Annotated in this window: 8 protein-coding genes; 4 read left to right on the top strand and 4 right to left on the bottom strand. The window is 67.9% G+C overall.

Annotation, left to right across the window (positions count from 1 at the left end; all coding sequences use genetic code 11):
• Nucleotides 1–60 precede the first annotated feature (60 nt).
• Nucleotides 61–804, top strand: a complete 744-nt coding sequence (locus tag ASG17_RS13580) for an SDR family NAD(P)-dependent oxidoreductase (protein ID WP_235560461.1) — start codon at nucleotides 61–63, stop codon at nucleotides 802–804.
• Nucleotides 805–946: 142 nt separating this feature from the next.
• On the opposite strand, the gene ASG17_RS13585 is transcribed toward ASG17_RS13580, so the two are convergent.
• The gene (locus tag ASG17_RS13585) at nucleotides 947–2,299 is read right to left on the bottom strand and encodes a dicarboxylate/amino acid:cation symporter (RefSeq protein ID WP_056104869.1); all 1,353 of its coding nucleotides are present in this window, start codon (nucleotides 2,297–2,299) and stop codon (nucleotides 947–949) included.
• Nucleotides 2,300–2,405: 106 nt separating this feature from the next.
• On the opposite strand from ASG17_RS13585, the gene ASG17_RS13590 reads away from it, so the two are divergent.
• Entirely contained in the window at nucleotides 2,406–3,917 is a 1,512-nt protein-coding gene (locus ASG17_RS13590; protein ID WP_056104871.1) for a tryptophan halogenase family protein, read from the top strand.
• Between the two features lie 59 nt (nucleotides 3,918–3,976).
• On the opposite strand, the gene ASG17_RS13595 is transcribed toward ASG17_RS13590, so the two are convergent.
• On the bottom strand, nucleotides 3,977–5,254 hold the full coding sequence (locus tag ASG17_RS13595) for a sugar MFS transporter (protein ID WP_056104873.1): 1,278 nt from the start codon (nucleotides 5,252–5,254) through the stop codon (nucleotides 3,977–3,979).
• Between the two features lie 367 nt (nucleotides 5,255–5,621).
• The gene (locus tag ASG17_RS13600; RefSeq protein WP_056104875.1) at nucleotides 5,622–8,342 is read right to left on the bottom strand and encodes a TonB-dependent receptor; all 2,721 of its coding nucleotides are present in this window, start codon (nucleotides 8,340–8,342) and stop codon (nucleotides 5,622–5,624) included.
• Between the two features lie 274 nt (nucleotides 8,343–8,616).
• On the opposite strand from ASG17_RS13600, the gene ASG17_RS13605 reads away from it, so the two are divergent.
• Nucleotides 8,617–10,422 (top strand): alpha-amylase family glycosyl hydrolase, encoded by a 1,806-nt coding sequence (locus ASG17_RS13605; RefSeq protein ID WP_056104877.1) that lies wholly within the window; start codon nucleotides 8,617–8,619, stop codon nucleotides 10,420–10,422.
• Nucleotides 10,419–12,059, top strand: a complete 1,641-nt coding sequence (locus ASG17_RS13610) for an alpha-amylase family glycosyl hydrolase (protein ID WP_235560462.1) — start codon at nucleotides 10,419–10,421, stop codon at nucleotides 12,057–12,059. Before ASG17_RS13605 ends, ASG17_RS13610 begins: the two co-directional genes overlap by 4 nt.
• A gap of 2 nt (nucleotides 12,060–12,061) precedes the next feature.
• Here the strand turns inward: ASG17_RS13610 and ASG17_RS13615 are convergent, their stop codons facing one another.
• A complete protein-coding gene (locus ASG17_RS13615; RefSeq protein ID WP_056104878.1) occupies nucleotides 12,062–13,075 on the bottom strand; it encodes a LacI family DNA-binding transcriptional regulator in 1,014 nt (337 codons plus the stop codon).
• Nucleotides 13,076–13,113 lie beyond the last annotated feature (38 nt).

A 13,113-nucleotide genomic window follows, 5' to 3' on the forward strand; every position in this document is an offset into this window, starting at 1 on the left:
ACGGCTTTGCGCCGCCTGCGGAACGTCGTAGCAAACCGCCAACGAACAGAGGGAATGCGCATGGCCATCTATCCGGACCTGAAGGACCGCGTCGTCATCGTCACCGGCGGCGCCGGCGGCATCGGCGAGGCCATCACCCGCAACTTCGCGGCCCAGGGATCCAAGGTCGCCTTCCTGGATCTGGACGCAGGGCGTGGGGAGAAGCTGCAGTCCGAACTGCCGGGCAGCCTGTTCATCAAATGCGACCTGACCGACATCCCGGCGCTGAAGGCGGCGGTGGAGACGGCGCGCACCACCCTAGGCCCCATCGACGTGCTGGTGAACAACGCCGCGCACGACGAGCGGCACGCGACGCTGGAGGTCACCGAGGATTATTGGGACGGCCGCATCGCGGTGAACCTGAAGCACCAGTTCTTCGCCGCCCAGGCCGTGCTGCCGGACATGATGGCCAAGAAGAAGGGCGCCATCGTCAACCTGGGCTCGACGTCCTGGGTCATCGGTCAGGGCGGCATGGCGGCCTATACGGCGTCCAAATCGGCGGTGATCGGCCTGACGCGGTCGCTGGCGCGCGACTTCGGCGAGCACGGCGTGCGGGTCAACGCCATTGCGCCGGGCTGGATCATGACCGAGCGCCAGCTGGCCCTGTGGGTCACGCCGGAAAGCTCCAAGGAGATCAACGAGCGTCAGTGCCTGAAGCGCTCGCTGGTGCCCGACGACATCGCCAAGGTCGTGGTCTTCATGGCGTCCGATGACGCCGGGGCCATCACCAACCAGCACTACATCGTGGACGGTGGCTGGACCTGATTTTCTCCTCCCCATGAAATGGGGAGGGGGACCGCTTGCGGTGGAGGGGCGCCTCACGCACGACGCTTGAACAGCCCCTCCGTCGCGCCGGCTTCACCGACGCGCCACCTCCCCATTCGCCTCCGCGAATAGGGAGGAAAACTTAGTCGTCCGCCAGCACCTTGTCGTCGCCCGGACCCGCCGCAGGATCCGGCGTCTCGGCCACCGGCGCCGCCCCGCCGTCCAGCGCCAGGGCCAACGCCTCGCGGTCCAGCTTGCCCTCCCACTTGGCGATCACCAGCGTCGCCACGGCGTTGCCGACGAAGTTGGTCAGGGCGCGGCACTCGCTCATGAAACGGTCGACGCCGAGGATCAGCGCCATGCCCGCGACCGGCACGGTGGGCACCACCGCCAGCGTCGCCGCCAGGGTGATGAAGCCCGAGCCCGTCACCCCCGCCGCGCCCTTGGAGCTCAGCATCGCCACGGCCAGCAGGCCCAGCTGCTCGCCCAGCGACAGGTGCACGTCCATCGCCTGTGCGATGAACAGGGCCGCCAGCGTCATATAGATGTTGGTGCCGTCCAGATTGAACGAATAGCCCGTCGGTACGACCAGACCGACCACCGGCTTGGCGGCGCCGGCGCGTTCCAGCTTGGTCATCAGGCTGGGCAGGGCCGCCTCGGAGGATGAGGTGCCGAGCACCAGCAGCAGCTCTTCCTTGAGGTAGCGCAGCAGCTTGAAGATCGAGAAGCCGGTCGCCCGCGCGATCAGGCCCAGCACCACGATGACGAAGACCAGCGCCGTGCCGTAGAAGGCCGCCACGAGCGCGAACAGATTAACCAGTACGCCGATGCCGTAGGCGCCGATGGTGAAGGCGAAGGCGCCGAAGGCCCCGATCGGCGCGAACTTCATGACGATGGCGACCAGGCGGAAGACCACCTGGCTGACCTGTTCCAGAAACCGCGTCACCGGCCGCGCCGGCTCGCCCGCCAGCACCAGCGAGACGCCGAACAGCACCGAGACCAGCAGCACCTGCAGGATGGCGCCGGAGGTGAAGGCGCTGACCAGGGTGTCGGGGATGATGGCCAGCAGGAAGCCCTGCATGGTCGTGTCGTGCGCCGCGCTGGCGTAGCCGGCCACCGCGCTCGCATCCAGGCTAGCGGGGTCGATATGCAGCCCGCGGCCCGGTCCGAAGACGTTGGCCACGATCAGTCCGACGATCAGGGCGAACCCCGACACTACGAAGAAGTAGCCGAACGCCTTGGCCGCCACCCGGCCGACGCCCTTCAGGTCCGCCATGCCGGCGACGCCCGTGGTGATGGTCAGGAAGATCACCGGGCCGATGATCATCTTCACCAGCTTGATGAAGCCGTCGCCCAACGGCTTGAGACTCTCGCCCAGGGTCGGGAAGAAGTGGCCGATCAGGGCGCCCAGCACGATGGCCGCCAGCACCTGCGCATACAGGCTGCGCCACCACGGGCCGTGCGCGGCCGGCGTTGCGGTTTCACTGATCTGCATAGGCGTCGGCCCCCTCGGATTTCGATGGCTTAGCACGTCGCATTGCTGGCGCCGAAGGCCGCGCTCATGGCATCATCGCGCGATAAGAAACGCTGGGGAGAGGCGCGTGGCGGAACCGATCAAATCGGTGCTGGTGGTGGGCGGCGGCACGGCCGGCTGGATGGCCGCGGCCGCGCTGAACAGCGCCCTGGGCCCCCATTGCAAGGTGCGGCTGGTCGAGAGCGACGAGATCGGCATCGTGGGCGTCGGCGAGGCCACCGTCCCGACCGTGCGCGACTTCAACAACCTGATCCGCCTGAACGAGCCGGAGTTCATGCGCGAGACCCGCGCGACCCTGAAACTGGGCATCGAGTTCGTCGACTGGGGTCGCAAGGGCACGGCCTATTTCCATCCCTTCGGCACCTTCGGCGGCGGCGCGACGCTGGGCGAGTTCGCCCAGACCTGGCTGACGCTGAACCAGCGCGGGCTGAACGGCGACGTCACCGACTGGTCCATCTGCGCCCAGGCGGCGCAGCGCGGGCGCGTCGGCGCCCGTCAGGCCGATCCGCGCTCGCCTTATCTGAACCTCTATACGGCGTTCCACTTCGACGCCGGGCTCTACGCCCTCTACCTTCGCAAGGTGTGCGAGGCCCGCGGCGTGGAGCGGATCGAGGGCAAGATCGTCGAGGTGGTCCAGCGGCCCGAGGACGGCTTCGTCAGCGGCGTGAAACTGGCCGACGAGCGGGTGCTGGAGGCGGACCTCTTCATCGATTGCACCGGCTTCCGGGGGCTGTTGATCGAAGGGGCCATGAAGGCGGGGTTCGAGGACTGGAGCCACTGGCTGCCGATGAACCGGGCGGTGGCCATGCCGTGCGCGCCCGTTTCCGGCATCACGCCCTACACCCGCTCGACGGCGATGGACGCGGGCTGGCGCTGGCGCATCCCGCTGCAGCACCGCACCGGCAACGGCCACGTCTATTGCTCGGACCACACCGATGACGAGACGGCGCTGAACCAGCTGGTCGAGGGGCTGGACGGCGAGGCCATGGCCGACCCGCGCGTGATCAAGTTCCAGACCGGCAAGCGCAAGGCGTTCTGGGCCAAGAATGTCTGCGCCCTGGGTCTGGCGACCGGCTTCATCGAGCCGCTGGAATCGACCAGCATCCACCTGATCCACGTCGGCATCGCCAAGATGCTGCAGCACTTCCCCGACCGGGACTTCAGCCCGGTCAACATCGACATCTACAACCGGCGCATGGAGCGCGAGGTGCAGCAGGTGCGGGACTTCGTGATCCTGCACTACCACGCGTCGGAGCGGGACGATTCGGAGTTCTGGCGACGCGTGCGCGACATGCCGATACCCGACACCTTGGCCGAGCGGGTCGGGGCGTTCCGCGACCGGGGCATGATCTATCAGGTGGCGGCGGACGAATACTTCAGCATGGCGTCCTGGATGGCGGTCATGGTCGGCCAGGGCATTCAGCCGCGCATGGCCAATCCGCTGTACGGCTTCCAGAATCTGGAGCGGGCGACCGAGGGCTTCGAGCGGGTGCGGACGACCTTCGCCCAGGCGGCCGAGGCCCTGCCGACGCACGAGGCCTTCCTGAAGGCCGAGAACCTCTGGAAGACGGCCTCCTGAAACGAAAAACGCCCCGCCGGCAGACCGGCGGGGCGCTGTCTTTTCGAAGGTGAGCGACCTTAGTGGCCGCTGACCGCCGCCACGTCGGTGTTGCGCGGCTTGGACCGGGCCGCCGCGATGGCGAACAGGGTCAAGAGCGCATAGCCGCCCAGCGGCACCCAGAAGGCGCTGGCGAAGCTGCCGGCGCCGTCGGCCAGGTGCGCGGCCAGCAGCGGCAGCAGGGCGCCGCCGATGATGCCGAAGACCAAGAGGCCCGAGGTGGCCGACACCGGCGCGGTCGAACGCTCCAGCGTCAGGGTGAAGATGGTCGGGAACATGATCGAGTTGAACAGGCCGATCGACAGAGCCGCATAGGCCGCCGTCGTGCCGCCGGTCTGAAGCACGACCAAGCAGAGCAAGCCGGCGATAACGGTCGCGACCGCCAGCACCACGCCCGCCGGGATGAAGCGCAGGATCACCGAGCCGAGGAAGCGGCCGACCATGGCGCCGCCCCAGTAGAAGGCGACCATCTTGCCCGCCGTCTCGATGGGCGCGTTGATCGTCTCGGGGCTGTGCAGCAGGTTGGTCAGGATGCCGCCGATGGCGACTTCCGAGCCGACGTAGAAGAAGATGGCCAGGGCGCCCAGCACCGCCCACGGCGAACCCAGGGCCTTCAGCGGCGAGACCGAACCGGTCGTGGCCGGGGCGGCGGCGTTGATCTTCTTGCGCGCCGTGAAGATGAAGAAGGCGACCACGGCGAAGAAGGCGCCCATGCCGATGAAGGCCAGGTCGATGCTGCGCAGCGACTGGGTGCGCGTCGCGGCGGTCACCACGGCGCCGGCGGCGAAGACGCCGCCGGTCAGCAGGACGTGCGAACCGAGGTACGGCCCGATCGTGGTGCCCAGCGAGTTGAACGCCTGCGACAGGTTCAGTCGGAAGTGCGAGCCCTTCTTGGAGCCCAGCTCGGCCACCAGCGGGTTGGCGGCGACCTGCAGCAGGGTCACGCCCGAGGCGATGACGAACAGGGCGACCAGGATGCCGGGATACCAGTCGGCCATGGTGGCGACCGGCACGATCAGACAGCCGATGACCATGACGACTAGGGCGCCGATGATGGAGCGGCTGTAGCCCAGCTTGCCCAGGATGGACGCGGCCGGCAGCGAGGCGACACCGTAGGCGATGAACCAGGCCGAGGCGGTCAGGAAGGCCTCGGCGTTGTTCAGCTCGAACACCCGCTTCACCGCCGCGATCAGCGGGTCGATCAGCGAGGTGGCGAAGCCCCAGGCGAAGAATAGCGTGGTGACATAGGCGAAGGCCGGGCCCGTGCCTTTCACCGACTTGATGTCGGTCGTACTCATGGAAATCCCCCTACGGAACGGACGGACCGCTTCTTGGCGCGCGGCTTGGACGCGCACGGTTCAGCCATCCGGCGCCGCCCGTCCAGCGAAAATCGGCGGGCGGTAACAAAACTTTTCCAGAGAACGCGCCGACTCCACCAGATCCTCCCCCGTTCTTCGCGGGGGAGGGGGACCGCTTTCGGTGGAGGGGGCGAGGGCAACCACGCCACTTTCTTCGTTCGCTCCACCCAGCTTTCGCCCCCTCCACCGCGCAGGCGCGGTCCCCCTCCCCCGCTCCGCTACGCTTCACGGTGGAGGATCGTTCGAGGCATGAAAAAAGGGCCGCGCCTTTCGACGCGGCCCTCGAGTTCATCTCCGGGGAGGAGATTTAGAAGCGGTAGCTGGCGCCCACCAGGAAGGTGCGGCCGTAGTTCTGGTAGTTCACGATCTGGCGCTCATCACCGTTGTTGTAGGTGTAGAACGGCTCGTCGGTGAGGTTGTTGACCTGGGCCAGGATCGACAGACCCTCGACCGGTCCCGACTGGAACTCGTAGCCGATCTGGGCGTCGACGATGGTCTCGGCGCCGACCGCACGCAGGGTGCGGCTGGAGGCGAAGCCGGACACTTCACCCAGGAACTCCGAGCGGTACCGGACGCTGGTGCGCGCCTGGAAGCCGTTCTTCTCGTAGTACAGGGTGACGTTGCCGACGGTTTCCGACAGGCCCGGGATGGCGGTGGGCGGCGCGGCCGGATCGGTCTTGATCTCGCTCTGGTTCTGCGAAACCGAGAAGTAGCCGCCGAAGCCGTCCAGGGCTTCCGAGAACAGGTCGAACGGCACCGACAGGGCGAACTCGAACCCGTACATCACGCCGCCGTTGCCGTTCTCGGGCGAGTAGCTGACGCCCTGATTGGTCACCGGATCCACGCCGCCGGTCGGGAAGCCCGTGAAGTCGAACGGGATGTTGGCGCTGTAGATGAAGGTTTCCAGGTAGCGGTAGAAGGCCGCCGCCGAGACGTAGCCGCGGTTGCCCGCGAAATACTTCTCGACCGAGATGTCTGCCACGTCGGCGATCCAGGGACGCAGTTCCGGGTTGCCGCCCGAGGCCGACCACGGGCCCTGATCCACGGGACGCCCCGGGACGTTGTTGGCGATGTTGAAGTTGTAGGTCCGGCTGGCCCGCATGTCGTCCATGCGGGGACGCGACAGGGTCCGCGACAGGGCGGTGCGCAGGAACAGGTCGTCCTTCAGCTCGAAGATCAGGTTCGCGCTGGGCAGGATCTCCAGGTAGTTGTCGCCGCGGGTGATGTAGACCGACTGGTAGTTGGCGCCGGTGCCGCTGGCCTGATAGCCGCTCGATTCCTGATCGGCGTACTGGGCCTGCATGCCCAGGTTGCCGGTGACCGGAACGCTGCCGGCCATGGCGTCGATGTCCAGCATCACATAGCTGATCAGCAGGTCTTCCTTGACGACCCAGTCCTTGGCCCGGACGTCGCCGTTCGGGTTGCGCACCAGGTTGTAGAAGCCGTCGTTGATCAGGCCCAGCGCGTCCCAGGTGACCACGCCGGGAACGCCGGCGTAGGACAGGTCCGTGGTGCCCAGGTAGTAGGCGTCGGGGATCTTCACCGAGGCGCCGTTGGGGATGCCCAGGAAGAACTCGTTGGCGGTGTAGGACTTCTCACGCGTCGAGGCCGAGACGCCGGCCGTGAAGCGGCTGAAGGTGCCGTCGTGCAGTTCGCGGCGCAGGGTGAAGCGCCCGGCGTTCAGCTCGTCCTCGACCGTAAAGGTCTTGTAGTAGCCGTCCTGACCGCCCGGGATCACGTCGCCGCCCCAGCCTTGCGGGCTGGTCAGAAGGATCAGGTTCGGATCGGCGTAGTCCAGCTGGGTGTCCAGAACGGTCACGCCGTTGCCGTCGACCTGGAAGTTGATCGTGTCGGTCGGGCCCAAGTTGTTCCGGCCGGTGCCGGCGTATGCTTCGGTGACCGTCTCGTCGCGATCGACCGCCGAGTGGCTGAGGTCGGCCTCGATCGACCAGTCGTCACCCAGCTCCAGGCGGCCGTTCCAGCCGATGGAGGTCAGGGTGCTGGTGCGGTCGTTGCGGTCGCTGCGGACCACCGGGTTGACGCCCGTGAAGGTGCCCGAGGTGACCAGGCCGTTCTCGGCGTTGGCCTGGGTCAGCTGCGCGCCCGACCAGTACAGGGGGAACTCGATCCCGCTGATCATCTGGGTGTTGTCGAACTCGGAATAGAAGGCGTCCAGGGTGGTGTGGAAGCGCTCGTTCGGGGCCCATTCGAAGACGCCGAAGTAGCCGTCGCGCTGCAGGTCGCCCGACATGACGAAGACCTTTTCGCCGCCGATGATCAGGTCGCCGTTGTTGTTGGTCGGGTAGCCCCAGCCTTCATACCGCTCCGACTGATAGGGCGAGCCCATGTGGGCGTAGCCCAGGGCGACGCCGATCGTGTCGTCCGCGAACTGGTCGATGTAGGAGATGGTGTAACGCTCGCCGTGGTCGGTCGAGCCGGCGTTCAGGGCGCCGATGTCGTTCCACTCGTAGCGGGCGCTCAGCGCGATCGCCTGACGGCCGTATTCCAGCGGGCGCACGGCCTGCAGGTCGACGGTGCCGGCCAGGCCCTGGCCGACCAGGGTCGAGTTCGGGGTCTTGTAGACCAGGACGCCGCCCAGCAGTTCGGACGGATACTGGTCGAACTCGACGCCGCGGTTGTCGCCGGTCGTGACCTGTTCGCGCCCGTTCAGCAGGGCGGTGGTGAAGTCGGGACCCAGGCCGCGGATCGAGATCACCTGGCTGCGGCCGTCGAGGCGCTGCGAGGTCAGGCCCGGCAGGCGGGCCAGCGATTCGGCGATGGAGACGTCCGGCAGCTTGCCGATGTCTTCAGCGGTGATGACCTCGACGATCGAGGTGTTGTTCTTCTTCTCGCGGATCGAGCTCTCGATACCGGCGCGGATGCCGGTGACGATGATGTCGTCGACCTGAGCGGCGTCGGTCGTCGCGGCGTCCTGGGCCATGGCCCCGCCGGCGATGGCCGAAAGCATGATGGCGCCGATGGCGGCGCCCGACAGCAGGCGCGCACGCCCGGTGAAGACGGTTCTCATCTCTTCCTCCCTTGAGGCCGACTCCATCTATCTGCGGATCGTGCCTTCGCAAAAGAATGCAAATCCTGACGCACCTTGCAAGTCCGTAATGAAAAGGGCGCTCGTGTGACCGGTAACAGAGGCAGGAAGGACACGGTGCACACGCGTCCTGCGCCGCAACATGGCGTGATTGCGGTGCGAGACAGCCCCGTTGACAGGGCTTCCAGCGACTGCAAAATGTTGCAAACAGACCTGCAAACATGAGTTGCAGGCGTTCATGGGACGGAGCCGAACGATGAGGGGACGCCGCACGCGATCCGCCGCCCTTTTGGCGAGCCTGCTGGCGGGCGCGGCCCTGGCCGCGCCGACGTTCGCCGCCACCGCCCCCGCGACCGACTTTCGCCAGCGCCCGCCCGAAGCGGAGGTCATCTATTTCCTGCTGCCTGACCGGTTCGAGAACGGCGACGCGTCGAACGATCGCGGCGGCCTGAGCGGCGACCGGCTGTCGACCGGGTATGATCCGACCGACACAGGCTTCTTCCACGGCGGCGACTTCGCCGGCCTGACGCAGCGGCTCGATTACATCCAGGGCCTCGGCGCCACGGCGGTGTGGGTCGCGCCCATCTTCCAGAACAAGCCGGTGCAGGGTCCGCCCGGCCGTGAGAGCGCCGCCTATCACGGCTACTGGATCACCGACTTCACGCGGGTGGACGACCATTTCGGCGACAACGCCGCCTTCGCCCGCTTCGTCGACGCCGCTCATGCGCGGGGCATCAAGGTCTATATGGACATCGTCGCCAACCATACGGCCGACGTCATCCAGTACCGGGACTGCGCGCGGCGCGGCTGCAGCTATCGCAGCCAGGGCGACTATCCGTACAGCCGCCGGGGCGGCGTGGACGGCGCGCCGATCAACGACGGCTTCGACGGCGTGGACTTCAGCCGCCTGACGCGCCCGGACTACGCCTATGACGCCTATGTCCCCGAGGGCGAGCGGGACGTGAAGGTCCCGGCCTGGCTGAACGACCCGATCTACTATCATAACCGGGGCGACAGCGACTGGTGGGGCGAGAGCAACCTGGACGGCGATTTCTCCGGCCTGGACGATCTGTTCACCGAGAACCCGCGCGTGGTTCAGGGCTTCATCGACATCTACGGCGCCTGGATCGACCGGTTCGGCATCGACGGTTTCCGTATCGACACCGCCCGCCATGTGGACCCTGCCTTCTGGCGCGCCTTCATCCCGGCGATGCGCGAACGGGCGGCGGCGCGCGGCATACCGAACTTCCACATCTTCGGCGAGGCGGCCGAGACCGATCCGGCGCTGCTCGCCGGCTTCACCCGCTCGGACCGCTATCCGGCGGTGCTGGACTTCGCCTTCCAGAAGACGGTGCGCGACGTGGTGGCCGGGACTGAGCCGCCCGAGAAGCTGGCCCTGCTGTTCCGCGCCGACGTCCTGTATGAGGGCGGCGAGGCGACGGCGATGCAGCTGCCGACCTTCGTGGGCAACCACGACCAGGGCCGGTTCGGCTACCAGATCGTCAGCGCCCGGCCCGACATCTCGGACGAGGAGCTGCTGGCCCGCCAGACCCTGGGCCACGCCATGATGATGTTCCTGCGCGGCACGCCGGTCATCTATTATGGCGACGAGCAGGGCTTCACCGGCGATGGGGATGACCGCCGATCGCGCCAGGACATGTTCGCGACCCAAACGCCCGGCTATGCGGCCGACCGCATCATCGGCCAGCGCGCGGGACCGTTCGACACGAACGCCACCCTCTATCGCCGTCTCGGCGACATGGCCCGGCTGAGGATCGCCACCCCCTCGCTGGTCTCGGGTCTGCAGACCGTCCGGCAGGCGGGCAAGGCGCCCGGCCTGTTCGTCGTGTCGCGCCGCGTCCCCGGCGACACGGGCGAGACGCTAATCGCCTTCAACACCTCGACGGCGCCGGCCAGCGCCCATATCGTCGTGGACGCCCGGTCCTCCCGCTGGGCTTCGCTCCACGGTCAATGCGCTGACCAGGTCGCCGCGCCCGGCAGCCTGGCGGTGAGCGTGCCCGCCCTCGACTACATCATCTGCCGATCGGAAGCCGTCCGTTGAACATCCTGACCCTCGACGCCCGATCCGCGCCGGAGACGGCGACCGACGCCGCGCCCTGGTGGAAGGGGGCGGTCGTCTATCAAATCTATCCGCGCAGCTTCGCCGATTCCAACAACGACGGCGTGGGCGACCTGGCGGGGATCACCGCCCACCTGGACCACGTCGCCTCGCTGGGCGTCGATGCGGTGTGGCTGTCGCCCTTCTTCACCTCGCCGATGAAGGACTTCGGCTACGACGTCTCGGACTATTGCGACGTCGATCCGATCTTCGGCGACCTGGCCGACTTCGATCGGCTGGTCGAGAAGGCGCACGCGCTGGGGCTGAAGGTCATCATCGACCAGGTCTGGTCGCATACCTCGGACGAGCACCCCTGGTTCGTCGAGAGCCGCGCGTCCAAGACGAACCCCAAGGCGGACTGGTTCGTCTGGCATGACGCCAAGCCCGACGGCTCGCCCCCTTCGAACTGGCAGTCCGTGTTCGGCGGGCCGGCCTGGACGTGGGACGCGCGGCGTCGCCAATACTACATGCACAATTTTCTGGCCGAGCAGCCGCAGCTGAACGGCCACAACCCCGATGTTCAGGACGCGCTGCTGGCCGCCGGCCGCTTCTGGCTGGACCGGGGCGTGGACGGCTTCCGCCTGGACGCCATCAACTTCTCGATGCACGAGCCGAGCCTGCGCGATAATCCGCCGCTGCCGGACAACGTGGGCCGGCGCACGCGCCCGTTCGACTTCCAAGACAAGCTCTACAACCAGTCCCACCCGGACATCATCCCGTTCCTGAAGCGCGTCCGGCGGATGATGGACGCCTATCCGGGCGATCGCTTCACCGTCGCCGAAGTGGGCGGGGAGCACGCCGATCGCGAGATGGCCGAGTTCACCGCCAACGGCGACCGGCTGAACAGCGCCTACGGCTTCCTCTACCTCTACGCCGACCGGCTGAGCGGGGACGTCGTGCGCCAGGGCGGCCTGATGTGGCCGGGCGCCGAGGGCGAGGGCTGGCCCAGCTGGACCTTCTCCAACCACGACGCGCCGCGCGCGGTGTCGCGCTGGGCCTTTGGGCGCGATCCGAAACAGCTGGCGGACGTGCTGCTGCTGTTGCTGATATCGCTGCGCGGCAACGCCATCGTCTACCAGGGCGAGGAGCTGGGCCTGCCGCAGGGCGAGGTGCCGTTCGAGCGGTTGCAGGACCCCGAAGCCATCGCCAACTGGCCCGAGACCCTGGGCCGCGACGGGGCTCGCACGCCCATGCCGTGGACGACGGGCGTTCAGGCCGGATTCTCGACGGTCGAGCCGTGGCTGCCGGTCGACGCCCGCCACCCGCCGATGTCGGTCGAGGCGCAGGAGGCCGAGCCCGCCTCGACCCTGGCCCATGCGCGCCGGCTGCTGAAGCTGCGCCGCGCCCACCCGGCCCTGCGCAGCGGCGACATGGAGATCCTGGAGGGACCGGGCGAAGTGCTGGCCTTCCGGCGCACGGCGCCGGGCGAGCGGCTGCTGGTGGTGTTCAACCTGGGTCATTCGCCCGAGGCCTGGACGGCGCCGGACGGGGCGCGCCTGATCGAGGCGGTCAACATGGACGGCGCCCAGGACGGCGTGCTGCCGCCGCTGGCGGGCCTGTTGTTCAGTGACGGCGCATGAAATCAGCCGCCGCAGGTCTCGCGCACGATGAGGTCGGTCGGCACCCGTTCGGAGCGGCCCGCGCTGGCGCCGCCGTGGTCCAGCAGTTTGGAGACCATCAGCCGGCCCGCCTTCATAGTGTCCTGCGCGATGGTGCTCAGCGCCGGGCGCGAGTAGCGGCTGAACGGCACGTTGTCGAAACCGATGACGGACACGTCCCTGGGCACCTCGATGCCTTCGTGCAGCAGGGCCCGCACGGCGCCCAGGGCGATCTGGTCGGACGCCGCCACCACGCCGTCGAAGGGCGTGCCTCGCCGGATCAGGGCCTCGACCGCCGCTTCGGCCGATTCGACCTCGAAATGGGCCGGCACGATCAGCTCGACATCGACGCCGAGACCGGTCTGTTCCAGCGCCTCGAGGTAGCCGCGGTGCCGCTGCATCGACTCGGGCGGATCCGTATCGCCCAGGAAGACGATGCGCTTTCGGCCCAGCCGCGCCAGGTGAAGCGTCGCGCGGCGGCCGCCCTGGATGTTGTCGGAACCGATCGAGCAGTAGGCCTGGTCCGCCAGTTCGGCGCCCCAGACCACGAACCGGCTCTCGGTCGCGGCCAGCCGGTTCAGCGCGGAGTGCAGGCTGGACTGGCCGATGAAGATCACCCCGTCCGCACGGCTGGTCGTCAGCGCCACCGACAAATCGTCATAGCTGGCGGGCGAGACGTGGCTCATCAGCAGGTCGCAGCCGCGCTCTCGCGCCGCCTCGCCGACGCCGGCCAGAAGCTCCAGGAAGAAGGGGTCGCTCAGCCGCCCTTCCCGCCCCTGCGGCCGCGGCACGACCAGGGCGATGGTGCCCTGCGCCCCGATCGGACCGGCCGGCATGTAGCGGCGGAACGGATAGTCGTGCTCGCGCGCCAGCTTCCAGATCGCCTGTTTGGTGCGTGCGTTGACGGCCGGGCTGTCGTTCAGCGCGCGCGAGGCGGTGGCGATGGAAACGCCGGCCATGCGCGCCAGGTCTTCAAGTCGGGTCGTCTTCTTGCTCAACTGCGTGCGGCCTTGGCGCCTGCAGCGGCTGAAAAGTT

Origin of the sequence: Brevundimonas sp. Leaf363, from assembly GCF_001424025.1 — a bacterium.
GTDB lineage: Bacteria > Pseudomonadota > Alphaproteobacteria > Caulobacterales > Caulobacteraceae > Brevundimonas.

What these genes read in the sequence shown, in the direction of transcription:
- ASG17_RS13580 (WP_235560461.1), top strand. Translation starts at nt 61, where the DNA reads ATGGCCATCTATCCGGACCTGAAGGACCGCGTCGTCATCGTCACCGGC.
- ASG17_RS13585 (WP_056104869.1), bottom strand. Translation starts at nt 2,299, where the DNA reads ATGCAGATCAGTGAAACCGCAACGCCGGCCGCGCACGGCCCGTGGTGG.
- ASG17_RS13595 (WP_056104873.1), bottom strand. Translation starts at nt 5,254, where the DNA reads ATGAGTACGACCGACATCAAGTCGGTGAAAGGCACGGGCCCGGCCTTC.
- ASG17_RS13600 (WP_056104875.1), bottom strand. Translation starts at nt 8,342, where the DNA reads ATGAGAACCGTCTTCACCGGGCGTGCGCGCCTGCTGTCGGGCGCCGCC.
- ASG17_RS13605 (WP_056104877.1), top strand. Translation starts at nt 8,617, where the DNA reads ATGAGGGGACGCCGCACGCGATCCGCCGCCCTTTTGGCGAGCCTGCTG.